Raw genomic sequence first — 22,945 nt, 5'->3', positions numbered from 1 at the left:
CGAGACGCACACCCCCGACTCACTCCCCGGGCCACTCCGGCTTCCGCTTCTCGTTGAACGCGGCCACACCCTCCGCCCGGTCCCCCGAGAACGCCACGGACCGCCACGCCGCGTCCTCGACCTCCAGGCCGGCCCGCAGATCCAGCCCGTGCCCGAGCCGCAGCGCCCGCTTCGCCGCCCGCAGCCCCACCGGCGAGTTCCCGGCGATCCGCGCCCCCAGCGCCAGCGCCTCCTCGCGGTCCCGTCCCTCCTCCACCAACTGGTCCACCAGCCCCAGCTCGGCGGCCTCGGCCGCCTCCAACCGCCGCGCCGAGAAGATCAGCTCGGCCGCCCGAGCCGCCCCGACCCGCCGCGGCAGCAGCTGCGTACCGCCACCCCCCGGAATCACTCCCACGGACACCTCCGGCAGCCCCACCACCGCCGTACGGTCCGCCACGATCAGGTCGCAGGACAGGGCCAGTTCGAATCCGCCGCCCAGGGCAAAGCCGTGCACGGCGGCGATCGTCGGCATGGGCAGTTCCAGCACCCCGGTGTACGCCCCGCGCGCCACCGGTCGCTGGCGCACCAGATCCGCGTCGCTGAACGAGTTCCGCTCCTTCAGATCGGCTCCCACGCAGAACGCCCGCTCATGGGACGAGGTCAGGACGACCACCCGCGCGTCCCGGTCGGCACCGAGCGCCGTACACGCGGCCGCGACGGAACGGGCCATCTCCGTCGAGACGGCGTTCATGGCCTTGGGCCGGTCCAGCACCAGCTCGGCCACATGTCCGTGCCGCCGCACCAGCACGAACTCCCCGAACCGCTCCTCGCTCATGACACCCTCCGGTTAACGCGGGTTAACTCACTGTCGGCCCGATCATCGCAGCCGTACCCCGCCCCGGGAAAGAGCCGCCCCCGCCCGCTGTTCTACGCCCGTTCGAGTGACATCCCGGCCGTCTCACCCCACACCGCCCACAAGAGCGCATAGCGTGCGCTCCGCCGCAGCGCACCCGGGGCGTACGGCGGGGAGGAACCTCATGGCACCGATACCTGCACAGCCCGGCACGGCCGAGAGAAAGCCGGCGGAGACGACGCACCCCGTCCTGCCCCTCATCCGCCGCGGACGCCACCGCAAGTCCCGCCCCCGCAAGGTCCTGCTGGCCGCGGGCGGCCTGGCCGTGGCCGCCGGAGTACTCAGCCTCGTCCGGGTGGCCCCGGACTCCGGGGTCGGCGCCCCGGGCACGGCGGAGGCAGAGCCCCGCCCGGACCCGAACGGCACCACCGGCCACGCATCCGCCCCGGCGAACGACAGCACCCCCACGACCCTGCCCTCGGCGACATCGGTCATGGGCGGTTTCAGCGCAGCCCCCACGACCACAACCACCCCGCAGGCGACACCCACGACGCTCACGACGCTCCCCGACAGCACGGGCATCCCGACCACGATCCCGACGAGCGCCCCGAAGACAACGGCCCCCCGCCCCTCACCCACGACACCCGCGACGCCCACGCCCACCCGGACCCCCACACCGACGCCCAGCCAGACCACACAGGCACCCGCACCGGAGCAGGGCGGGGTGTGCGTACCGGTGATCGCCCTGTGCGTGGACCTGCCCGGCGCCCGTCAGAACTCAGTCCCTCAGGACTGACCGTCGCGGCGATTGAGCAGCCACGGCTCGACCACACCGAGCCCGCGAACCGGCCGCTGCCACATCGGCTGGAGCGCGAAGCGGTACTTGGGCGGCTCCTCGCCCTCCTTCTCGGCGGCGGCAGCGGCCTCGGCCTCGGAGGCGGGCGCCTCAGCGGTGCGGATCAGCTCCTCGGCGAAGGCACTGTCGACCAGGACGGCGTCACGCGGCGCTATCGAGGTCAGCCTCGACGCCAGGTTGACGGTCGTGCCGAAGACATCCCCCATCCGGGTGGTCACCGTTCCGAACGCCATCCCGACCCGCAGTTCGGGCATCGTCTCGTCGTTGGCCATCGTCTCGACCAGCCGCAGGGCGATGTCCGCGGCGACACCCGCGTCGTCGGCGGCGTACAGCACCTCGTCGCCGAGGGTCTTGATGAGCCGCCCGCCCCGCGCGGCGACCAGGTCGGCGGCCGTGGTCTCGAAGGCCTCGACCAGCTCGCCCAGCTCCTCCTCCTCCATCCGCCGGGTCAGCCGCGTGAACCCGACGAGGTCGGCGAAGCCGACGGCCAGCCGCCGGTCGACCATCTCCTCGTCGTCGCCGGTCTGCACGACGCGGCCGGCCGAGGCGGCGAGCTGGCGGCGCCACACATAGACCAGGAACTCCTCCAGCTCGGGCAGGAGCAGCTCGACGATCGGGTACGTCACCTCGGTGCGGGTCATGCCCGGCTCGGGGGGCTCGGTCAGCCCCTCCAGAAAGGAATCGATCTGCCACTCCGCCAAACGGGCGGTGGTCTGCCCGGTCGACCGCGCGACCTGGACGGCCATGGCCTCACTCAGCAGCCCCGCCTCCACCAGACCGGCGAGCCGCCGCAGGGCCAGCACGTCGGCCTCGGTGAGCGCCTTGGCCTGCCCGATGTCCGCGAACCCCATGGCTCGCCAGAACCGCGACGCCAGCTCCATGGAGACACCGGCGCTGCGGGCCGCCTGAAAAGGGGTGTAGCGCCGCTCGGCCCCCAGGATGAGCTGCTCGAGACGCAGGGCAAGCGGATCCTCGCCGGAGTCGGCGGCGTGGAGGTCCACCCGGCCGTCCGCGTCCGCGCCGGAGCCCGTGTCGTCGACGGTCACGCCTGCTGCCCTTCCGATCTGCCACGGTCAGGTATCGACCGGCCTCAACTCTACGGCAGGTGTGCGCCAGCTCACTCCGTAGGGTTCACCCGACGCCGACGCATCGGCACCGGTCAAGTCACCCGGCGTCGGCACGGGCCACCCCGTGGCTGCCGCCCCGGCCCCCGTCCTCGAACGCCGAACGATGCCGGCCTGCGCCGTGAAGCACCCGCAGCCGCCCACGGCGGGAAGGGGACGTGCCGGGGGTGTCCGCCCGCAGCGGTCGGCGCGTCGACACCGGCGCCTGTGCCGCCAACCGATTCCGCGCCGTTCCGAGGACGGACACCCCCCGGGCGCGGCCCCGACCCACACCCCACCCTGGGCGCTGCGCGCACCCACACCGAGCCGACACAGGCGCCGCAGGCAGGAGCCCCAAGCCCGCAAACGCCCCGCATGCACCCCAACCAGCAGCCGCACAGGCGCACCCACCCAAGCCCGGACCGGCGCCGCAGGGACACCACCCAAGCCCAGACAGGCACCGCAAGAGGCACCCGCACCCACCCAAGCCCGCAAACGCGCCACAGGCACCCGCACCCACCCAAGCCCGCAAACGCGCCGCAGGCACCCTCACGCAGGCCGCAGATGCACGATGTCCCCCGCCCCCACAGGCTCCTGCACACCACGCTCCGTAGCGATGACGAGCCGCCCGTCCCCATCGACGGCGACCGCCTCGCCCACCAGCGCCCGATCCCCCGGCAGCTCGGCCCGCACCGCCCGCCCGAGCGTCGCGCACCCCGCCGCATAGGTCTCCTGGAGCCCACTGAGCCCCGGATCGCCCCCGGCCGCGCGCCACCGCCCGTACCACTCCTCCAGCGACCGCAGCACAGCCCGCAGCAGCGGATCCCGGTCCGTGCTCACCGCCCCGGCCAGCGCCAGCGACCCCGCCTGCGGCACAGGCAGCTCCTCGGCACGAAGCGTGACGTTGATCCCGACGCCGACCACGACCCCGTCGTCCGCGGCCCGCTCCGCCAGGATGCCCCCCGTCTTCCGCTCCTCCTCACCCACGGTCACCAGCACGTCGTTGGGCCATTTGAGTGCCGTGTCCACACCGGCGGCCCGGGACAGACCGGTCGCCACCGCCACCCCGGTGAGCAGCGGCAGCCACCCCCACCGGGCCACCGGCACCTCGACCGGCTTGAGCAGAACGGAGAAGAAGAGCCCCGACCGAGCAGGCGCGGTCCACTCCCGCTCCAGCCGCCCCCGCCCGGAGGTCTGCTCCTCGGCGACCAGGACCGCGCCCTCCCCCGCCTTGCCCGCGACGGCCCGGGCCACGAGGTCGGAATTGGTGGAGCCGGTGCGCTGGACCACGTCCAGCTCCGACCACAGACCCCCCTCCCGCACCAGGGCCTTCCGCAGCGCGGCGGCGTTCAGGGGCGGACGGTCCAGGTCGGACCAACGGCTGTCGTCTGATGCATTGTGCGGCGTCATGCAAGTCACCCTAGGTGTGGGAAACGCCGCACTGCCGACACGAAGGCGCGCCACTACGCTACGGATGAGTAACCGTCCCCCCTTTTGAGCAGGCAGGGAGCCGCGATCCCGATGTCCGAGCCGGAAGAGATCGACATTCACACGACCGCGGGCAAGCTCGCGGATCTGCAGCGCCGTATCCATGAGGCGACGCACGCCGGCTCGGAGCGCGCCGTCGAAAAGCAGCACGCCAAGGGCAAGCTGACGGCGCGTGAGCGCATCGAGCTGCTGCTCGACGAGGGCTCCTTCGTCGAGTTGGACGAGTTCGCCCGCCACCGCTCCAGCAACTTCGGGCTGGAGAAGAACCGCCCGTACGGCGACGGCGTCGTCACGGGCTACGGCACGGTCGACGGCCGCCCCGTAGCGGTGTTCTCGCAGGACTTCACGGTCTTCGGCGGCGCGCTCGGCGAGGTCTACGGCCAGAAGATCGTCAAGGTCATGGACTTCGCGCTGAAGACCGGCTGCCCGGTCATCGGCATCAACGACTCCGGCGGCGCCCGCATCCAGGAGGGAGTCGCCTCCCTCGGCGCGTACGGCGAGATCTTCCGCCGCAACACCCACGCGTCCGGCGTGATCCCGCAGATCAGCCTGGTCGTCGGCCCGTGCGCGGGCGGTGCGGTCTACTCACCCGCGATCACCGACTTCACGGTCATGGTCGACCAGACGTCCCACATGTTCATCACGGGCCCGGACGTCATCAAGACGGTCACCGGCGAGGACGTCGGCTTCGAGGAGCTGGGCGGCGCCCGCACCCACAACTCGACGTCCGGCGTGGCCCACCACATGGCCGGCGACGAGAAGGACGCCATCGAGTACGTCAAGCAGCTGCTGTCGTACCTGCCGTCCAACAACCTCAGCGAGCCCCCGGTCTTCCCGGAGGAGGCGGACCTCACCGTCACCGCGGAGGACCTTGAGCTGGACACCCTGGTCCCGGACAGCGCGAACCAGCCGTACGACATCCGCACGGTGGTCGAACACGTCCTGGACGACGCCGAGTTCTTCGAGTCGCAGGCGCTGTTCGCGCCGAACATCGTCACCGGCTTCGGCCGGGTCGAGGGCCACCCGGTGGGCATCGTCGCGAACCAGCCGATGCAGTTCGCCGGCTGCCTCGACATCGACGCCAGCGAGAAGGCGGCGCGCTTCGTGCGCACCTGCGACGCCTTCAACCTCCCGGTGCTCACCTTCGTGGACGTGCCGGGCTTCCTCCCGGGCGTCGACCAGGAGCACACGGGCATCATCCGCCGCGGCGCGAAGCTGATCTACGCCTACGCGGAGGCGACCGTCCCGCTCATCACGGTCATCACCCGCAAGGCCTTCGGCGGCGCGTACGACGTCATGGGCTCCAAGCACCTGGGTGCCGACCTCAACCTCGCCTGGCCGACCGCCCAGATCGCCGTGATGGGCGCCCAGGGCGCGGTCAACATCCTGCACCGCCGCACGATCGCGGAGGCAGAGGCGAACGGCGAGGACCTCGAGGCGGTCCGCGCGCGCCTGATCCAGGAGTACGAGGACACCCTCCTCAACCCCTACATCGCGGCCGAGCGCGGCTACATCGACGCGGTGATCATGCCGTCGGACACCCGCGGCCACATCGTCCGGGGTCTGCGTCAGCTGCGCACCAAGCGGGAATCCCTGCCTCCGAAGAAGCACGGCAACATCCCCCTCTAGGCCCCGCGGACCCTTGGAGCGGTCATGAACATCAAGGTCGTACGAGGCAACCCCACCCCGGAGGAGCTGGCCGCCGCTTTGGCGGTGGTCCGCGCCCGCGCCGCGGCGGCAGCAGCAACGCCGCCCGGCGCACCGGGTCCGAGGGACTCCTGGTCGGACCCGGCCCGCATCGCGGGCCACCGCGTCCCGCGCCCGGGCCCGGCGTCGTGGACCCGCACCTACTGGCCGAGCTGAGGCCGATTCCCTCGGGGGTGCGGGGCTGTATCGATATGCGGCTCCGCCGCGTGGGCGCAGCTCAGAGCAGTACCGGGTGCCGACTTGAGTACTTGTACTCAGGCACCCGGCACAAAAAAAACCACACGCTGGACACCATGCTGTGGTCAGACCCCGAAGACGAGCCGCCGAAGGAACTCCGCGACACGCAGGAGATGCTCCGGCGGCTCGGCTTCGTCATGGCCCTGGCCATGTTCCTCGGCATGATCGTGCTCGGCCTGAGGTAGCCCAGCGGCCCCGCTAACCTGACCGCATGACTGCAAAGCCGCGCAGACGCCTCGTGCTCGCCTCCCAGTCCCCCGCCCGCCTGGGCCTGCTCCGCCAGGCCGGCCTCGCCCCCGAGGTGATCGTGAGCGGCGTCGACGAGGACGCCGTCACCGCACCGACGCCGGCCGAGCTGGCGCTCGCTCTCGCCGAGGCCAAGGCCTCCGTCGTGGCGGCGAAGCCGGAGGTGCAGGGCGCCCTCGTGATCGGCTGTGACTCGGTGCTGGAGCTGGACGGACAGGCGCTCGGCAAGCCTGCCGACGCCGAGGAGGCCACCGCCCGCTGGAAGGCGATGCGCGGGCGCGCCGGGACCCTCCAGACGGGCCACTGCATCTGGGACACGACGGCCAAGCGGTACGTGGCCGGGCTCGCCTCCACCGTCGTCCACTTCGGCGAGCCCTCGGACGAGGAGATCGCCGCGTACGTGGCCTCGGGCGAACCCCTCTACGTCGCCGGAGCGTTCACCCTGGACGGCCTCTCGGCGCCGTTCATCGAGGGCATCAACGGCGACCACGGCAACGTGATCGGCATCAGTCTGCCCCTCGTGCGGCGGCTGCTGGCCGAACTGGGGATCGGCATCACCGAGTTGTGGGCACCGGCTGAGTGATCTGGGCGGGGACGGAGTCCTGCGGCTCTTCGTCCCCGTCCTGGGGCTCGTCCGTCCGGCTGTGCGACTCGCCCACGACGCCCGGGGGCCCGGCCGGCTCGCCCTCGGCCTTCGGGTCGCCGCCCGCCTCCGGGGCATCGCCGGAGGCACTCTGCTCCGGGCCGTCCTCACGGTCGTACGACACCAGGAGCAGGACGAGGAGGCCGAGCATCACGACCATGAACACGAAGGCCGGCCAGCCCACCAGACTCAGGGTGAAGGCGCCCAGCAGGCCGTGCACCACCGCCACGCTGATCAGCACGACACGCCCGAAGCCCGCGGGGGCGCGGTTGCGTATCGCCACCAGCAGGGCCACCAGAGCGCACAAAGCGAAGTAGAGGCCGAAGGCCACCCCGCCGATCTTCGAGGACTTCGACATGACGTCGGGGTCGAGGCCGGCCAGGGACATCTGCTGCCGGTCCACCACCACCCCGAGGAACCAGTTCAGCGCCCCGATCACCAACGCCTCGGCCAAGAGGACGACCGCCACGACCCATGCCACCGGTCTGCGCACCACCGGCCCCCACCCACCTTCGACCTCAGCCCGAGCAGAGCTGCTGTTACCTGAAGTACGTTCGAGTCATCGCGAACGCTACTAACGGGTAAACCCAGGGACAAGGGTTCGGTCACCAGCAAAGAATCATTGGGCCATTCGTAGGGACTCGACAAAGAAACAGAGTGGGCCGCAGCACGCTCTCACAGAGACCTTGACCACATGGCGGGGCTAGGGTTTTCCGGAGGAGTCCTGCGTACCGAGGTGCGACAAGGGATTTCGCGGGTCGAGCGAGCCTCGTATCACGCTCCGTGTGGGCAAGCTCACCATTGGGGACGGGTCGAAGTGCCGTGTCGGCAGTCCCTAAACTCGGCTTGTTTCAAGGAGGGAGCCTCAATCGTGCGCAAGGTGCTCATCGCCAACCGTGGCGAAATCGCTGTCCGCGTTGCCCGGGCCTGCCGGGACGCCGGGATCGCGAGCGTGGCCGTCTACGCCGACCCGGACCGGGACGCTCTGCATGTCCGCGCCGCGGATGAGGCGTTCGCCCTGGGTGGTGAGACCCCCGCCACCAGCTATCTGGACATCGAGAAGGTGCTGAACGCCGCGCGCGAATCCGGTGCGGACGCGGTCCACCCGGGCTACGGCTTCCTCTCGGAGAACGCCGACTTCGCGCAGGCGGTCCTGGACGCCGGTCTGATCTGGATCGGCCCGCCCCCGCAGGCCATCCGCGACCTGGGTGACAAGGTCGCCGCCCGTCACATCGCCCAGCGCGCCGGCGCCCCCCTGGTGGCCGGTACGCCCGACCCGGTGAGCGGTGCCGAGGAGGTCGTGGCCTTCGCCGAGCAGCACGGCCTGCCGATCGCCATCAAGGCCGCCTTCGGTGGCGGCGGCCGCGGCCTGAAGGTCGCCCGCACCCTCGAAGAGGTCCCGGAGCTGTACGAGTCGGCGGTCCGCGAGGCGGTCGCCGCCTTCGGCCGGGGCGAGTGCTTCGTCGAGCGCTACCTCGACCGCCCCCGCCACGTCGAGACCCAGTGCCTCGCCGACAAGCACGGCAACGTGGTCGTGGTCTCCACCCGTGACTGCTCCCTGCAGCGTCGCCACCAGAAGCTGGTCGAGGAGGCGCCGGCACCGTTCCTCTCCGAGGAGCAGGTCGCCGAGCTGTACCGCGCCTCGAAGGCGATCCTGAAGGAGGCCGCCTACGAGGGTGCCGGAACCTGTGAGTTCCTGGTCGGCCAGGACGGCACGATCTCCTTCCTCGAGGTGAACACCCGCCTCCAGGTGGAGCACCCGGTGACCGAGGAGGTCGCCGGCATCGACCTGGTCCGTGAGATGTTCCGCATCGCCGACGGCGAGGAGCTGGGCTACGGCGACCCCGCCCTGCGCGGACACTCGTTCGAGTTCCGGATCAACGGCGAGGACCCGGGCCGCAACTTCCTCCCGGCTCCCGGCACGGTCACCAAGTTCACCCCGCCGTCCGGCCCCGGCGTCCGCCTGGACGCGGGCGTGGAGTCCGGCTCGGTCATCGGCCCGGCCTGGGACTCCCTGCTCGCCAAGCTGATCGTCACCGGCCGCACCCGCAAGGAGGCCCTGGAGCGGGCCTCCCGCGCCCTGGAGGAGTTCCAGGTCGAGGGCATGGCCACGGCGATCCCGTTCCACCGTGCGGTCGTGCAGGACCCGGCGTTCGCCCCGGAGCTGACCGGCTCCGCCGAGCCCTTCACGGTCCACACCCGCTGGATCGAGACGGAGTTCGTCAACGAGATCAAGCCGTTCGCGACCCCCGCCGAGGCCGAGGGCGAGGAGGAGACGGGCCGCGAGACGGTCGTCGTCGAGGTCGGCGGCAAGCGCCTGGAGGTCTCCCTCCCGGCCTCCCTGGGCATGTCCCTGGCCCGCACCGGCCTCGCCGCCGGCGCCAAGCCGAAGCGCCGCGCGGCCAAGAAGTCCGGTCCGGTGGCCTCCGGCGACACCCTCGCCTCCCCGATGCAGGGCACGATCGTGAAGGTCGCGGTCGAGGAGGGCCAGGAGGTCAAGGAAGGCGACCTGGTGGTCGTCCTCGAGGCCATGAAGATGGAACAGCCCCTCAACGCCCACAAGGCGGGCACCATCAAGGGCCTCAACTTCGAGGTCGGCGCCTCGGTGACGTCCGGCGCCGCGATCTGCGAGATCAAGGACTGACAGCAAGAACCCGAGTGACGCCCGGTGGAGCGACTTCGCTCTGCCGGGCGTTCCTCTTTCGACGAGCCGGGGAGCAGCCAACCTAAAGGGGCGCGGGGAACTGCGCGAACAACCACAACGAAGCCGCACCCGCCCGACGACTCGAAACCCTACGGCGAATAGGCTCCTCAGCGCCTACGAAGATCAGCGACGCGCCCCCGCTCAACGCCCGGCGACTGCTCCCCCAGCATCCCCCGCAGTCCGCCCTGCCCCCGCCGCGGCCCCGGCAGCGGGCGCCGCGCCGGGACCTGCTCACCCCCCGGAGGGCTGCTCGCCCCCGCGACAGCGATCTGCACCCCCTGATCCGCGAGAGCCTGCAACTCCGTGCCGGCGCGATCGTCGTGCGCGGGCGGCTCGTCGGTGACCAGCCGGGTGATGACATCGGTCGGCACCGTCTGGAACATCGTGTCGGTACCCAGCTTGGTGTGGTCGGCGAGGACCACGACCTCCGCCGCGGCCTGCACCAGCGCACGGTCGACGGACGCCGAGAGCATGTTGGACGTGGACAGCCCCCGCTCCGCGGTCAGGCCGCTCCCCGAGAGGAACGCCTTCGACACCCGCAGCCCCTGCAGGGACTGCTCCGCTCCGGAGCCGACGAGGGCGTAGTTGGAACCGCGCAGGGTGCCGCCGGTCATCACGACCTCCACGCGGTTGGCATGGGCCAGCGCCTGTGCCACCAGAAGGGAGTTGGTGACGACGGTCAGCCCGGGCACCCGCGCGAGCCGGCGGGCCAGCTCCTGCGTGGTCGTACCCGCGCCGACCACGATGGCCTCGCCCTCTCCGACGAGTCCCGCGGCGAGATCGGCGATGGCCGTCTTCTCGGCGGTCGCGAGATGGGACTTCTGCGGAAAGCCGGACTCCCGCGTGAACCCGCCCGGTAGTACCGCACCGCCGTGCCGGCGGTCGAGGAGTCCTTCTGCCTCCAGTGCGCGCACGTCCCGCCGTACGGTCACTTCGGAGGTCTGGACGACGCGGGCGAGTTCACGGAGCGACACGGCCCCGTTCGCTCGCACCATTTCGAGGATCAATTGGCGACGTTCTGCAGCGAACACGAAACTGACAGTAACCCCAACGACCGTCTGCTTTCAGCAGTTTGCGCCGAATAACAGAAGTTGTTCGCACGGTGGGACGGGAAGTGGTATAAGGCCTAATCTTCCCGCCTATGCCGCACGCATGCTCGACAACTCCCCGTGACCAGCGGGAAGTCGGGCCCGGCCGTCAGGCCTCGGCGCCCGCCTTGCGGGTGTGCAGCTGCCGTGCCACCTCCGCGATCGACCCCGAGAGGGAGGGGTACACCGTGAAGGCGTTCGCGATCTGTTCGACCGTCAGATTGTTGTCGACGGCGATCGAGATGGGGTGGATCAGTTCCGAGGCGCGCGGCGCCACCACGACACCGCCCACGACGATCCCGGTACCCGGCCGGCAGAAGATCTTCACGAAGCCGTCCCGGATGCCCTGCATCTTGGCGCGCGGGTTACGCAGCAGCGGCAGCTTCACGACCCGGGCGTCGATCTTGCCCGCGTCCACGTCCGCCTGGGTGTAGCCGACGGTGGCGATCTCGGGGTCGGTGAAGACGTTGGAGGAGACCGTCTTGAGGTTCAGCGGGGCCACCGCGTCGCCGAGGAAGTGGTACATGGCGATACGTCCCTGCATGGCGGCGACGGACGCGAGCGCGAAGACACCGGTCACGTCACCGGCCGCGTAGACGCCGGGAGCGGTCGTACGCGAGACCTTGTCGGTCCAGATGTGGCCCGAGTCGCGCAGCTTCACGCCCGCCTCCTCCAGCCCGAGACCCGCGCTGTTCGGGATGGCGCCGACGGCCATGAGGCAGTGCGAGCCGGTGATGACGCGGCCGTCGGCCAGCGTCACCTCGACCCGGTCGCCGACGCGCTTGGCGGACTGCGCGCGGGAGCGGGCCATGACGTTCATGCCGCGGCGCCGGAAGACGTCTTCCAGGACGGCGGCGGCGTCCGGGTCCTCACCCGGCAGCACGCGGTCGCGCGAGGACACCAGGGTCACCTTGGAACCGAGCGCCTGGTAGGCGCCGGCGAACTCGGCACCGGTCACACCGGAGCCGACCACGATCAGCTCTTCCGGCAGCTCGGTGAGGTCGTAGACCTGGGTCCAGTTGAGGATGCGCTCGCCGTCGGGCTGGGCGTCGGGCAGCTCGCGCGGGTGACCACCGGTGGCGATGAGGACGGCGTCGGCGGTGAGGGTCTCCTCGGTGCCGTCGGCGGCGGCGACGACCACCTTGCGGGAACCGTCGAGGGCCTGCATGCCGTCCAGCCGGCCGCGGCCGCGCATGACCCGGGCGCCGGCGCGCGTGACGGACGCGGTGATGTCGTGCGACTGGGCGAGCGCGAGCCGCTTCACACGGCGGTTGACCTTCCCCAGGTCCACGCCCACCACCCGGGCCGCCTGCTCCAGCGGCGGGGTGTCGTCGGCGACGATGATCCCCAGCTCCTCGTAGGAGGAGTCGAAGGTGGTCATCACCTCGGCCGTAGCGATAAGGGTCTTCGACGGCACGCAGTCGGTCAGCACCGACGCTCCGCCCAGACCGTCGCAGTCGACGACGGTCACCTCCGCACCGAGCTGAGCGGCGACCAGCGCCGCTTCGTATCCGCCGGGTCCGCCACCGATGATCACGATCCGAGTCACGTACCCCATTGTCCCGCACGCTTCAAGGTGCTACTGCCCGGGGGGCGTCGGGCGGCTGTCTCCGGTACGGAAGAGACAGGTGTTTCTCCTGCCGTACCCTCTCCCCATGTCGCTCTATGCCGCGTACGCCGGAAACCTCGAAGCGCGGTTGATGTCCCGCCGCGCCCCGCACTCCCCGCTGCGCGCCATCGGCTGGCTGAACGGCTGGCGGCTGACGTTCGGCGGCGAACAGCTGGGCTGGGAGGGCGCGCTGGCGACGATCGTCGAGGAGCCCGGCGCCCAGGTCTTCGTCGGCCTGTACGACGTCGCGCCCATGGACGAGGAGTCCCTCGACCGCTGGGAGGCCGTCGGCCTCGGCATCTACCGCCGGATCCGGGTCCGCGTGCACACCCTGGACGGCGAGGAGTCGGCATGGACGTACGCCCTCAACGCCTACGAGGGCGGCCTGCCCTCGGCCCGGTACCTGGGGGAGATCGCGGACGCGGCCGAATCGGCCGGGGCGCCCCACGACTATGTGATGGAACTCCGCAAGCGCCCCTGCTGAGGCCGGCCGGGCAGCGGCCTTCCTGCGGCTTTGCCCACGCTTCGTCGGAAACGACAAGACAACGAAAGCATTCCCGTGAGGTCTGTCATCTACGCGCGTAGGCGAAGACCGGCTACCCTCATCGGCGTGAACGCATCTCTTCTTCCGGACGACATCCAGGGCGACCCCTACGCCGCCGCCGACGCCGCCGCCTCGCGCCTGCGCGAACTCACCGGCGCCGAGACCCACGACGTCGCCCTCGTGATGGGCTCCGGCTGGGCTCCGGCCGTCGACGCCCTGGGCGCTCCCGACGCCGAGTTCCAGGTCACCGAGCTGCCCGGCTTCCCGCCGCCGGCCGTCGAGGGGCACGGCGGCAAGATCCGCTCGTACTCCTTCGGTGACAAGCGCGCCCTGGTCTTCCTGGGCCGCACGCACTACTACGAGGGCCGCGGCGTGGCCGCCGTCGCGCACGGCGTCCGCACGGCCGTCGCCGCCGGCTGCAAGACCGTGGTCCTCACCAACGGCTGCGGCGGCCTGCGCGAGGGCATGCGCCCCGGCCAGCCGGTCCTGATCAGCGACCACATCAACCTGACGGCCACGTCCCCGATCGTCGGCGCCAACTTCGTCGACCTGACGGACCTCTACTCCCCCCGTCTGCGCGCCCTGTGCAAGGAGATCGACTCCTCCCTGGAGGAGGGCGTCTACGCACAGTTCCCCGGCCCGCACTACGAGACCCCGGCCGAGATCCGCATGGCCCGTGTGATCGGCGCGGACCTGGTCGGCATGTCCACGGTCCTCGAGGCGATCGCCGCCCGTGAGGCCGGCGCCGAGGTGCTGGGCATCTCCCTGGTCACCAACCTCGCGGCGGGCATGACCGGCGAGCCCCTCAACCACGAGGAGGTCCTCCAGGCGGGCCGTGACTCGGCGGCGCGCATGGGGCAGCTGCTGACGCAGGTGCTGGGCAGGCTGTAAGCGGGCTCTGCGGCCCACCGATCCGGGTGGGCCGGTGGGCGAACGGGGGTCTGGGGGCGGAGCCCTCGGACGGCAGGCAGACACAGGAGAGGTTGATCCCAAGGTGCACGACGATCTCATCGCCAAGGCCAGCGCATGGCTCGCCGAGGACCCGGACCCGGAGACCCGCGACGAACTGGCCAAGCTGATCGAGGCCGGGGACGTCACCGAACTCTCCGCCCGCTTCAGCGGCACCCTCCAGTTCGGCACAGCCGGCCTGCGGGGCGAACTCGGCGCCGGCCCGATGCGCATGAACCGCTCGGTGGTCATCCGCGCCGCCGCCGGCCTCGCCGCCTACCTGAAGAACAAGGGCCGGCACGGCGGCCTCGTGGTCATCGGCTACGACGCCCGCCACAAGTCCGCCGACTTCGCCCGGGACACCGCCGCCGTCATGACCGGTGCCGGCCTGCGCGCGGCCGTCCTCCCCCGTCCCCTGCCGACCCCCGTCCTGGCCTTCGCGATAAGGCACCTGGGCGCGGTCGCGGGCGTGGAGGTCACCGCCAGCCACAACCCGCCCCGGGACAACGGCTACAAGGTCTACCTCGGCGACGGCTCCCAGATCGTCCCGCCTGCGGACGCGGAGATCGCCGCCGAGATCGACGCGATCGTCTCGCTGAACGACGTCCCCCGCCCGGACGGGGGAAGCTGGGAGACCCTGGACGACTCGGTACTGGACGCCTATCTGGCCCGTACCGACGCCGTCCTTGCCGCCGGCTCGCCGCGCACCGCCCGCACGGTCTACACGGCGATGCACGGCGTCGGCAGGGACGTCCTGCTGGCCGCGTTCGCCCGCGCCGGCTTCCCCGAGCCGGTGCTGGTCGCCGAGCAGGCCGACCCGGACCCGGACTTCCCGACCGTCGCCTTCCCCAACCCGGAGGAGCCGGGCGCGATGGAACTGGCGTTCGCGCAGGCCCGCGCGACCGACCCGGACCTGGTCATCGCCAACGACCCCGACGCCGACCGCTGCGCGGTGGCCGTCAAGGAGGGGTCCGACTGGCGCATGCTGCGCGGCGACGAGGTGGGTGCGCTGCTCGCCGCACATCTGGTGAGCCGCGGAGCCACCGGCACCTTCGCGGAGTCGATCGTCTCCTCCTCCCTGCTCGGCCGGATCGCCGAGAAGGCGGGCCTGCCGTACGAGGAGACCCTCACCGGCTTCAAGTGGATCGCCCGCGTGGACGGCCTGCGCTACGGCTACGAGGAGGCCCTCGGCTACTGCGTGGACCCGGACGGCGTCCGGGACAAGGACGGCATCACCGCCGCGCTTCTGATCACCGAGCTGGCCTCGGTGCTCAAGGAGCAGGGCCGCACCCTCCTCGACCTGCTGGACGACCTGGCCGTGGAGCACGGCCTGCACGCCACCGACCAGCTGTCGGTCCGCGTCCAGGACCTCTCCGTCATCTCGGACGCGATGCGCCGCCTGCGCGAGCAGCCCCCGACCGAGCTGGCCGGTCTGGCCATCACCCGCGCCGAGGACCTCACCCAGGGCACGGACAAGCTCCCGCCCACCGACGGCCTGCGCTACACCCTCGACGGCGCACGCGTCATCGTCCGCCCCAGCGGCACCGAGCCCAAGCTCAAGTGCTACCTGGAGGTCGTCGTACCGGTCGCGGCCCACGCCGGCCTCCCGGCCGCCCACACCCGCGCGGCCGACCTGCTCGCGGCCATCAAGCGGGACCTGTCCGCCGCCGCCGGCATCTGAGTTCACCTACGCCGAAGGGGTGCCCCTGGAATCAGGGGCACCCCTTCGGTGTACCCGGGCAGCGGCCTACGGGCGGAACACGACGGCCGCCGTCCATGCCACGGCCAGCACCACCGCGAGCGCCACAGGTGATCTCGGCCGCCGTCCGCTCGTAGGGGTTTGGAACTGCTGGCTCTCAATTGCGTTCAAGCGCGTCCTGGCGGGAGCGAGCGAGTACCGCCTGTCGGCGCCTGGCCCGGATGACAGGTTTGCCACGCACTCGACCTTCCTCAGGTCGTCCCAGGCGATGTGCTGGCTGCCGCGCAGCCCGGTGAACCACGGCCCCTCGCTGTCGGCGGTGATCCGCCAGGCGAACCTGCGCGGCAGCCTCCGGATGCCGCCGATCCAGAGGGCCGTGCCGAGCAGGGATGCCACGGGCCGCTCGCGCCACAGAGGACGTACCCGCCCCACAGCATCAGCAGCAGCCCGCTGAGCCAGTCGAGCAGGCCCGCCCGCCGGCGCCGTACGCCCTCCGGGGCCTCGGTGGGCGTCCCGTGGGCGACGGCCGCGCGAACCGCCTGGCGGCACTCCTCGTAGGCCGCCTCGCGCACCGCGGTCCGCTTCTCCTTGGCCAGCAGAGGCCGTAGCGCCCCGTCGGACAGGGGCCGCACCGGCCCCGTCGACCGCTCCGGCAGCGGCGACTTCCAGACTGTCGGACGGCACAGCAGGTCGCGGTCCCGGCGGTTGCGCGCAGCGGCAGCCGATGATGACCCGTACGACTGTGAGCGGGCTGGGCGTCAGGCCCCGGCGGCCGCCCTCACCCGATCGCCAGCAGCACGGCCAGCAGCACCGCCCCGGCGACCACGGGCGCGATCACCTCGTAGGCCCAGCGCACGGTCACCTCGCCCTGCGCCGACTTGGCCTGCCCGCGCCGCTCCTGGGCGGCGCGCAGGTCGTCCATGATCTGGTCGGTCTCGGCACGGGTCGGCCCGTCGTGGCCGCCGAAGCCGCCGAAGATGCCGAAGCCGGGCCCCGGGCCGGAGGAGCGTCCCTCGCCCTTGGCCGCCGCGTTCGCCCGGCTCTGCTGGCGCGCCGCCTTCTTGCGGGCGCGCAGCGACACGGGGATGGCCCACAGCTGGTACTTGGTGCCGGAGTTGTCGATGACCTCGTTGGTGTAGCCGGAGCGCAGGGAGGCGACCTCCCCCCAGGGCAGGGTGATCAGCCGGAACGGGTTGCGGACCCGCAGCCGGTCCTCGCCCGAGAAGACCGCCGGCCGCAGGGTGAAGGCGATCACCAGCGGGACGACCAGGATCAGCACGGCGAGTGCGATCCAGGGGGTGCGCCCGCCGCCGTGCACCAGCGCGTCGAAGCCCAGCCAGGCGGCCAGCGCGAGCAGCAGCACACCGGCCATGAGCGCCAGGGGCGAGCGGTAGGTCAGGTCCTTGGTGGTGCCCGACTGGTGGTCCGGGGTCGTCATGGTCCCGATTCTGCACGACGCCGGCGCGAGCGCCGCCATGCGCCCCCGTGGCGGCGCTCATCCGTGATCGACAACGAGGCAATGAGCACCCGGGGCTATACAGCCGCTACGCGCGTAGATATGCTCGTCTGGTGACCATGCCCACTGCACCCACAGCACACGCTCTCGCTGACGTCGCCGCGTCCGACAGCACGCTGCGCCGCTTCCTCCACGGGCTGCCCGGCGTCGACGCGGTCGGCCTGGAGGCGCGCGCCGCGTCTCTCGGCACCCGTTCCATCAAGACCACCGCGAAGGCGTACGCCATCGACCTCGCCATCTCGATGGTCGACCTGACGACGCTGGAAGGCGCGGACACCCCGGGCAAGGTCCGGGCGCTCGGCGCCAAGGCGGTCCACCCGGACCCGACGGACCGGACGACGCCGACCACGGCCGCCGTCTGTGTCTACCCCGACATGGTGGCCGTCGCCAAGGAGGCCGTCGCCGGCTCCGGCGTGAAGGTCGCCTCGGTGGCCACCGCGTTCCCGGCCGGCCGCGCCGCCCTCGACGTGAAGCTCGCCGACGTCCGTGACGCCGTCGCCGCGGGCGCCGACGAGATCGACATGGTGATCGACCGGGGCGCGTTCCTCGCGGGCAGGTACCTGAAGGTGTACGACGAGATCGTCGCCGTGAAGGAGGTCTGCGGGTCGAGCGCCCGGCTGAAGGTCATCTTCGAGACCGGCGAGCTGTCGACGTACGACAACATCCGCCGGGCGAGCTGGCTGGGCATGCTGGCGGGCGCGGACTTCATCAAGACGTCCACCGGCAAGGTCGGCGTGAACGCGACCCCCGCCAACACCCTGCTGATGCTGGAGGCGGTGCGCGACTTCCGCGCCCAGACCGGCGTCCAGATCGGCGTGAAGCCCGCCGGCGGCATCCGCACCACCAAGGACGCCGTCAAGTTCCTGGTCCTGGTCAACGAGACCGCGGGCGAGGACTGGCTGGACAACCACTGGTTCCGCTTCGGCGCCTCCTCGCTCCTGAACGATCTGCTGATGCAGCGTCAGAAGCTGGCCACCGGCCGCTACTCCGGCCCCGACTACGTGACGGTGGACTGATCACCATGGCATCCGCATTCGAGTACGCACCGGCGCCCGAGTCCCGCTCCGTCGTCGACATCGCGCCCTCCTACGGCCTGTTCATCGACGGTGAGTTCACCGAGGCGGCCGACGGCAAGGTCTTCAAGACGGTCAGCCCGTCCACCGAGGAGGTCCTCTCCGAGGTCGCCCAGGCGGGCGAGGCGGACGTCGACCGTGCGGTGAAGGCCGCCCGCAAGGCGTTCGAGAAGTGGTCGGCGCTGCCGGGCTCCGAGCGCGCCAAGTACCTGTTCCGCATCGCCCGCATCGTCCAGGAGCGCAGCCGTGAGCTGGCCGTGCTGGAGACGCTGGACAACGGCAAGCCGATCAAGGAGACCCGCGACGCGGACCTCCCGCTGGTCGCCGCGCACTTCTTCTACTACGCGGGCTGGGCGGACAAGCTCGACCACGCCGGCTTCGGCGCGAACCCGCGCCCGCTGGGTGTCGCGGGCCAGGTCATCCCCTGGAACTTCCCGCTGCTGATGCTGGCATGGAAGATCGCCCCGGCGCTGGCGACCGGCAACACGGTCGTCCTCAAGCCCGCCGAGACCACCCCGCTCTCCGCGCTCTTCTTCGCGGACATCTGCCGCCAGGCGGGCCTGCCCAAGGGTGTCGTCAACATCCTTCCGGGCTACGGCGACGCGGGCGCCGCGCTCGTCGGGCACCCGGACGTCAACAAGGTCGCCTTCACCGGCTCCACGGCCGTGGGCAAGGAGATCGCCCGCACGGTCGCGGGCACGAAGAAGAAGCTCACCCTCGAACTGGGCGGCAAGGGCGCCAACATCGTCTTCGACGACGCCCCGATCGACCAGGCCGTCGAGGGCATCGTCACGGGCATCTTCTTCAACCAGGGCCAGGTCTGCTGCGCGGGCAGCCGCCTCCTGGTCCAGGAGTCGATCCAGGACGAACTGCTGGACTCCCTCAAGCGCCGCCTGTCGACCCTGCGCCTCGGCGACCCGCTGGACAAGAACACCGACATCGGCGCGATCAACTCCGCCGAGCAGCTCTCCCGCATCACCTCGCTCGTCGAGCAGGGCGAGGCGGAGGGCGCCGAGCGCTGGTCCCCCGCCTGCGAACTGCCGGCCTCCGGCTACTGGTTCGCCCCGACGCTGTTCACGAACGTCACCCAGGCGCACACCATCGCCCGCGACGAGATCTTCGGCCCGGTGCTGTCGGTCCTCACCTTCCGCACGCCCGACGAGGCCGTCGCCAAGGCGAACAACACCCAGTACGGCCTCTCCGCCGGCATCTGGACCGAGAAGGGCTCCCGGATCCTGGCCGTCGCGAACAAGCTGCGCGCCGGCGTCGTCTGGTCCAACACGTTCAACAAGTTCGACCCGACCTCGCCGTTCGGCGGTTACAAGGAGTCGGGCTTCGGCCGCGAGGGCGGCCGCCACGGCCTGGAGGCGTACCTCGATGTCTGAGAAGTCCGAGAAGACCGAGAAGTCCGAGCAGCAGCGGCTCAGCGTTTTCAAGACCTACAAGCTGTACGTCGGCGGGAAGTTCCCGCGTTCCGAGAGCGGCCGGGTGTACGAGGTGACCGACTCGAAGGGCAACTGGCTGGCCAACGCTCCCCGGTCCTCCCGCAAGGACGCCCGTGACGCGGTCGTCGCCGCCCGCAAGGCGTTCGGCGGCTGGTCGGGGGCCACGGCCTACAACCGCGGCCAGATCCTCTACCGCATCGCGGAGATGCTGGAGGGCCGTCGCGAGCAGTTCGTCCGCGAGGTCGCCGACGCGGAGGGCCTGTCCAAGTCGAAGGCCGCCGCCCAGGTGGACGCCGCGATCGACCGCTGGGTCTGGTACGCGGGCTGGACCGACAAGATCGCCCAGGTCGTGGGCGGCGGGAACCCGGTCGCGGGCCCGTTCTTCAACCTCTCCTCGCCGGAGCCGACGGGCGTCGTGACCGTCCTCGCCCCCCAGGAGTCCTCCTTCCTGGGCCTGGTGTCCGTGATCGCCCCGGTGATCGCGACCGGCAACACGGCGATCGTGATCGCGAGCGAGAAGTCCCCGCTCCCCGCCCTGTCGTTGGGCGAGGTGCTGGCCACCTCGGACCTGCCCGGCGGTGTGGTCAACGTCCTCTCCGGCGGTACGGCGGAGATCGCGGCCCCGCTGGCCGCGCACCAGGACGTCAACGCGATCGACCTCGCCGGCGCCGACGACGTCCTGGCGAAGGAGCTGGAGATCGCCGCGGCCGACAACCTGAAGCGTGTCCTTCGTCCACAGCCTGTGGACGACTGGTCGGCGACTCCCGGCATCGACCGCATGACGGCGTTCCTGGAGACCAAGACGGTCTGGCACCCGACGGGTTCGCTGGGCGCGTCGGGTTCGTCGTACTGACGGCCTGACGGCCCCGCAGAGCCGGAGAGCCGCGCCACCCCTCCGTCCGGGGGCGGCGCGGCTCTCCTCGTGCCGGTCGGGGTTCAGCCCAGCGGGGCGCCCGTACCACCGCCCAGCAGGCCGGTCACCAGCCCCACTCCCGGCACCGCGTTCAGCGACCGGGCCTGCGCGACCGGAGCCGTCAGCATCTGCGAGCCGACCGGCTTGAAGTCGGCGACCTGGGTGCTCACACCGTTGTCGAGCGGGTCGACGCCGGTACCGGCGAGCGGGTTGGGCTTGAGGCCGGCGACCGGGCCGGTGACGTAGCCGACCGTCCCGGTGAGGGCCGTCAGGCCCGCCTTGGGGTCGACGTTGCCGAGCGAGGTGGGACGCCACGGCACGTCGAGGACCGGGGCGGCGGCCGCGTGCGCCGTCGCCGCGCCCGCTCCCAGGGCCGCTCCGGCGGTCGCGAGGGCGATCAGGGCGCGCTGCGCGGTGGGGTGCTGGGGGGAAGCGTGTCGGGCCATCGCTGGTGCCACCTTCTGGTGCGCAGGGTAATGAGGTCGGCACATAGGGTAGTTGAGGTGAGGGTCACGCTCAAAAGCCGACCCGCGGGGTCGGCAGGCGGCCGACCATGCGTCAAACTGGTGTTCCGTGAGCATTCATCCCCCGTCCCCCGCCCGCGTCGTGCTGCTGTGCGGCCCCTCGGGCTCGGGCAAGTCACTCGTCGCCGCCCGTTCCGGGCTCCCCGTCCTGCGCCTCGACGACTTCTACAAGGAGGGCGACGACCCGACACTGCCGCTGGTGGACGGAAGTTCGGACATCGACTGGGACCATCCGGAGTCGTGGGACGCGGACGTCGCCGTCGAGGCCATCACCCGCCTGTGCGCCTCCGGGTCGACGCCGGTACCGGTGTACGACATCTCGCTGAGCGCCCGTACCGGCGAGGAGACGCTGCACATCGGGCGCACCCCGCTGTTCATCGCGGAGGGCATCTTCGCCGCGGAGATCGTGGAACGCTGCCGTGAACTGGGGGTGCTGGCGGACGCGCTGTGCCTGACCCGCGGCCCGGCCACCACCTTCCGCCGGCGTTTCCTGCGCGACCTCAAGGAGGGCCGCAAGTCGGTCCCGTTCCTGCTGCGCCGAGGCTGGCGGCTGATGCGCGCGGAGCGGTCGATCGTGACCCGCCAGGTCTCGCTGGGCGCTCACCCCTGCGACCGGGACGAGGCGCTGGGCCGGCTGGCGGCCGCCGCCGCGGGGCGGCAGGCGCGGCAGCAGACGGCGGCGTAACAGAACGCGCGAGCACGCAAAGCGGGACTGGACGGACCCCCCGGCCCTCCAGCCCCGCTTCTCGGTGCTCCCCCGTGTTTCCCCGTTTCCCCCGTGGGCCCACCCCCCAGTGGTCCCCCGTTGGCCCCCCGTCGTTCCCCCCGAACCTTCAGGCGACCAGCTCGCCGAAGGCGTCCTCCTCGTCACGGCCGAAGCTGAGGACCTCGTCCTCGCGCAGCCGACGGAGCGACCGCCAGATGCTGGACTTCACCGTGCCGACACTGATGTCGAGGATCTCCGCGATCTCCGGGTCCGTGCGGCCCTCGTAGTAGCGCAGGACCAGCATGGTGCGCTGGAGTTCGGGCAGCCGGGACAGCGCCTGCCACAGGACCGCGCGCAGCTCGGTGCCGCGCATCGCGTCCGTCTCGCCGGGCGTCTCCGGCAGTTCCTCGGTCGGGTACTCGTTCAGCTTGCGGCGCCGCCAGGCGCTGATGTGCAGGTTGGTCATGGTGCGGCGCAGATAGCCGCCGACCGCCGCCTTGTCGCTGATCCGGTCCCACGCCTTGTACGTCGAGAACAGCGCGCTCTGCAGCAGGTCCTCGGCCTCGAAGCGGTCACCGGTCAGGTGGTAGGCAGTGGCGTACAGGGAGGCGCGGCGCTCCTGGACGTAGGCGGTGAACTCCGCCTCGGTCAGCGAACGGCGCTCCCCCGAGTCCTCCCTGTACGCGGATCCCCCGTGCGTTTCCCCCGTGTACGCGTCAACCACCGTGATGTAACCGGTGTGCTGACGCCCGGCGCCGCGAGCGCACCCCCGCCCGCTCACGGCGCCGGACTTCTCGGAACCCCGGTGCACGTCGTGCAGGCGCGTGACCACTGCGCTGGTGCTGATGCTGTGCAGCGTGTTCATCTCGCGCTCCCCCGTCGTGGACTTCCGGTGTCCGGCTTGCTCGGCGTTACTTCCTTGCCTGTGCCGAAAAGCTTGCCGATCGACCTTCATGGCCGTGTCCGCCGACTGTCACAGACCTGTCACAGGGGTGCGGCCCAGGACCGTCACAGAGCGCGCACAGGAGGTGGCGGTAGGGAGGGCATGGTGTCGGCAGGTCGTA

Annotated in this window: 23 protein-coding genes; 13 read left to right on the top strand and 10 right to left on the bottom strand. The window is 71.3% G+C overall.

Annotated elements, in window-relative coordinates:
- Window positions 1-19: 19 nt before the first annotated feature.
- Window positions 20-814 (bottom strand): enoyl-CoA hydratase/isomerase family protein, encoded by a 795-nt coding sequence (locus ACIF83_RS39515; protein ID WP_393468128.1) that lies wholly within the window; start codon window positions 812-814, stop codon window positions 20-22.
- Window positions 815-1,016: 202 nt separating this feature from the next.
- Here ACIF83_RS39515 and ACIF83_RS39510 point away from each other — a divergent pair, with 202 nt between their 5' ends.
- Complete coding sequence (locus ACIF83_RS39510) at window positions 1,017-1,628, top strand: hypothetical protein (RefSeq protein WP_399734565.1); 612 nt, start codon at window positions 1,017-1,019, stop codon at window positions 1,626-1,628.
- On the opposite strand, the gene ACIF83_RS39505 is transcribed toward ACIF83_RS39510, so the two are convergent.
- Window positions 1,619-2,734: an adenylate/guanylate cyclase domain-containing protein gene (locus tag ACIF83_RS39505; RefSeq protein WP_393468122.1), complete on the bottom strand. Its 1,116-nt coding sequence runs from the start codon at window positions 2,732-2,734 to the stop codon at window positions 1,619-1,621. The two genes, ACIF83_RS39510 and ACIF83_RS39505, sit on opposite strands and share 10 nt — an antisense overlap.
- A gap of 606 nt (window positions 2,735-3,340) precedes the next feature.
- Window positions 3,341-4,201 (bottom strand): biotin--[acetyl-CoA-carboxylase] ligase, encoded by an 861-nt coding sequence (locus ACIF83_RS39500; RefSeq protein ID WP_393468119.1) that lies wholly within the window; start codon window positions 4,199-4,201, stop codon window positions 3,341-3,343.
- 111 nt (window positions 4,202-4,312) lie between these two features.
- Between ACIF83_RS39500 and ACIF83_RS39495 the strand changes: the two genes are divergently transcribed.
- The 4 genes from ACIF83_RS39495 (at window position 4,313) to ACIF83_RS39480 (ending at window position 7,052) form a co-directional block, all read left to right on the top strand.
- A complete protein-coding gene (locus ACIF83_RS39495; protein ID WP_399734561.1) occupies window positions 4,313-5,908 on the top strand; it encodes an acyl-CoA carboxylase subunit beta in 1,596 nt (531 codons plus the stop codon).
- Window positions 5,909-5,932: 24 nt separating this feature from the next.
- Complete coding sequence (locus ACIF83_RS39490) at window positions 5,933-6,142, top strand: acyl-CoA carboxylase epsilon subunit (protein ID WP_399734558.1); 210 nt, start codon at window positions 5,933-5,935, stop codon at window positions 6,140-6,142.
- A 137-nt stretch (window positions 6,143-6,279) separates the two neighbouring features.
- Window positions 6,280-6,408: a morphogenic membrane protein MmpB gene (gene mmpB, locus ACIF83_RS39485; protein ID WP_386579162.1), complete on the top strand. Its 129-nt coding sequence runs from the start codon at window positions 6,280-6,282 to the stop codon at window positions 6,406-6,408.
- Between the two features lie 26 nt (window positions 6,409-6,434).
- The gene (locus tag ACIF83_RS39480; protein ID WP_393468113.1) at window positions 6,435-7,052 is read left to right on the top strand and encodes a Maf family protein; all 618 of its coding nucleotides are present in this window, start codon (window positions 6,435-6,437) and stop codon (window positions 7,050-7,052) included.
- On the opposite strand, the gene ACIF83_RS39475 is transcribed toward ACIF83_RS39480, so the two are convergent.
- The gene (locus ACIF83_RS39475; protein ID WP_393468111.1) at window positions 7,024-7,608 is read right to left on the bottom strand and encodes a hypothetical protein; all 585 of its coding nucleotides are present in this window, start codon (window positions 7,606-7,608) and stop codon (window positions 7,024-7,026) included. The two genes, ACIF83_RS39480 and ACIF83_RS39475, sit on opposite strands and share 29 nt — an antisense overlap.
- Before the next feature lie 375 nt (window positions 7,609-7,983).
- Here ACIF83_RS39475 and ACIF83_RS39470 point away from each other — a divergent pair, with 375 nt between their 5' ends.
- Entirely contained in the window at window positions 7,984-9,756 is a 1,773-nt protein-coding gene (locus ACIF83_RS39470; RefSeq protein ID WP_393468108.1) for an acetyl/propionyl/methylcrotonyl-CoA carboxylase subunit alpha, read from the top strand.
- Window positions 9,757-9,923: 167 nt separating this feature from the next.
- On the opposite strand, the gene ACIF83_RS39465 is transcribed toward ACIF83_RS39470, so the two are convergent.
- Window positions 9,924-10,847, bottom strand: coding sequence for a DeoR/GlpR family DNA-binding transcription regulator (locus ACIF83_RS39465; RefSeq protein WP_393468105.1), 924 nt, complete (start codon window positions 10,845-10,847; stop codon window positions 9,924-9,926).
- Between the two features lie 166 nt (window positions 10,848-11,013).
- Window positions 11,014-12,462 (bottom strand): NAD(P)H-quinone dehydrogenase, encoded by a 1,449-nt coding sequence (locus ACIF83_RS39460; protein WP_393468102.1) that lies wholly within the window; start codon window positions 12,460-12,462, stop codon window positions 11,014-11,016.
- A 97-nt stretch (window positions 12,463-12,559) separates the two neighbouring features.
- Here ACIF83_RS39460 and ACIF83_RS39455 point away from each other — a divergent pair, with 97 nt between their 5' ends.
- The 3 genes from ACIF83_RS39455 (at window position 12,560) to ACIF83_RS39445 (ending at window position 15,686) form a co-directional block, all read left to right on the top strand.
- A complete protein-coding gene (locus tag ACIF83_RS39455; protein WP_393468100.1) occupies window positions 12,560-12,997 on the top strand; it encodes a gamma-glutamylcyclotransferase in 438 nt (145 codons plus the stop codon).
- Window positions 12,998-13,123: 126 nt separating this feature from the next.
- Entirely contained in the window at window positions 13,124-13,948 is an 825-nt protein-coding gene (locus ACIF83_RS39450) for a purine-nucleoside phosphorylase (RefSeq protein ID WP_393468097.1), read from the top strand.
- A 103-nt stretch (window positions 13,949-14,051) separates the two neighbouring features.
- Complete coding sequence (locus ACIF83_RS39445) at window positions 14,052-15,686, top strand: phospho-sugar mutase (protein WP_399734552.1); 1,635 nt, start codon at window positions 14,052-14,054, stop codon at window positions 15,684-15,686.
- Between the two features lie 66 nt (window positions 15,687-15,752).
- Here the strand turns inward: ACIF83_RS39445 and ACIF83_RS39440 are convergent, their stop codons facing one another.
- Entirely contained in the window at window positions 15,753-16,100 is a 348-nt protein-coding gene (locus ACIF83_RS39440; RefSeq protein ID WP_399734550.1) for a hypothetical protein, read from the bottom strand.
- Between the two features lie 382 nt (window positions 16,101-16,482).
- Window positions 16,483-17,142: a PH domain-containing protein gene (locus ACIF83_RS39435; RefSeq protein ID WP_399734547.1), complete on the bottom strand. Its 660-nt coding sequence runs from the start codon at window positions 17,140-17,142 to the stop codon at window positions 16,483-16,485.
- A gap of 137 nt (window positions 17,143-17,279) precedes the next feature.
- Between ACIF83_RS39435 and deoC the strand changes: the two genes are divergently transcribed.
- The 3 genes from deoC to ACIF83_RS39420 are packed head-to-tail and all read left to right on the top strand — an operon-like array spanning window position 17,280 to window position 20,591.
- Window positions 17,280-18,236 (top strand): deoxyribose-phosphate aldolase, encoded by a 957-nt coding sequence (deoC, locus tag ACIF83_RS39430; RefSeq protein WP_145880007.1) that lies wholly within the window; start codon window positions 17,280-17,282, stop codon window positions 18,234-18,236.
- 5 nt (window positions 18,237-18,241) lie between these two features.
- Entirely contained in the window at window positions 18,242-19,678 is a 1,437-nt protein-coding gene (locus ACIF83_RS39425) for an aldehyde dehydrogenase family protein (RefSeq protein WP_399734544.1), read from the top strand.
- On the top strand, window positions 19,671-20,591 hold the full coding sequence (locus tag ACIF83_RS39420) for an aldehyde dehydrogenase family protein (RefSeq protein WP_398137069.1): 921 nt from the start codon (window positions 19,671-19,673) through the stop codon (window positions 20,589-20,591). The genes ACIF83_RS39425 and ACIF83_RS39420 overlap by 8 nt, the downstream gene beginning before the upstream one ends.
- An 83-nt stretch (window positions 20,592-20,674) precedes the next feature.
- On the opposite strand, the gene ACIF83_RS39415 is transcribed toward ACIF83_RS39420, so the two are convergent.
- Window positions 20,675-21,097, bottom strand: a complete 423-nt coding sequence (locus tag ACIF83_RS39415) for a hypothetical protein (protein ID WP_393468077.1) — start codon at window positions 21,095-21,097, stop codon at window positions 20,675-20,677.
- A 127-nt stretch (window positions 21,098-21,224) separates the two neighbouring features.
- Between ACIF83_RS39415 and ACIF83_RS39410 the strand changes: the two genes are divergently transcribed.
- On the top strand, window positions 21,225-21,860 hold the full coding sequence (locus ACIF83_RS39410) for a uridine kinase (protein WP_393468075.1): 636 nt from the start codon (window positions 21,225-21,227) through the stop codon (window positions 21,858-21,860).
- Window positions 21,861-22,008: 148 nt separating this feature from the next.
- Here the strand turns inward: ACIF83_RS39410 and ACIF83_RS39405 are convergent, their stop codons facing one another.
- Window positions 22,009-22,746: a SigE family RNA polymerase sigma factor gene (locus ACIF83_RS39405; RefSeq protein WP_393468072.1), complete on the bottom strand. Its 738-nt coding sequence runs from the start codon at window positions 22,744-22,746 to the stop codon at window positions 22,009-22,011.
- Between the last annotated feature and the right edge of the window lie 199 nt (window positions 22,747-22,945).

This window comes from Streptomyces sp. NPDC085866 (genome assembly GCF_044541035.1).
In the GTDB taxonomy this organism is placed as follows: domain Bacteria; phylum Actinomycetota; class Actinomycetes; order Streptomycetales; family Streptomycetaceae; genus Streptomyces.
The sequence above is the reverse complement of the archived record's forward strand: the minus strand, read 5'-3'. Positions and strand labels throughout refer to the sequence as shown.